Origin of the sequence: Pseudoalteromonas sp. 20-92, from assembly GCF_030847595.1 — a bacterium.
GTDB lineage: Bacteria > Pseudomonadota > Gammaproteobacteria > Enterobacterales > Alteromonadaceae > Pseudoalteromonas > Pseudoalteromonas fuliginea.
In genome coordinates, this window is record NZ_JANJGQ010000084.1 from 1 (window position 1) to 367 (window position 367).

The following is a 367-nucleotide window of genomic DNA, read 5'->3' on the forward strand; positions in this document are numbered from 1 at the left end:
TGGAAGCCCTCAAGGTGGAATTATCAGCCCAGTGTTGGCTAATATATATCTGCATTATGCTTTAGATCTCTGGTTTGAAAAGAAAGTAAAGCCGAGGATGCGTGGAAGTGCAATGATGATCCGCTATGCAGACGATTTTGTTTGCGCATTTCAATTTGCAAATGACGCAGAGCGCTTTTATAAAGTGTTACCCAAGCGATTAAAGAAATTTAATTTAGACGTTGCGCAAGACAAAACCTCGCTAATGCGATTTAGTAGATTTCATGTTGGTCGAAAACGTCACTTTGTATTTCTAGGGTTTGAGTTCTATTGGGGCACAGATTCAAATGGTAAGCCACGACTTAGGCGACGAACGGCTGCGAAGAAG

1 protein-coding gene is annotated in these 367 nt (G+C 41.7%); it reads left to right on the top strand.

The window, feature by feature from the left end; all coding sequences use genetic code 11:
- A partial coding sequence (locus tag NRL14_RS20840; protein ID WP_306725523.1) for a reverse transcriptase domain-containing protein occupies positions 1 to 367 on the top strand: 367 nt, incomplete at both ends.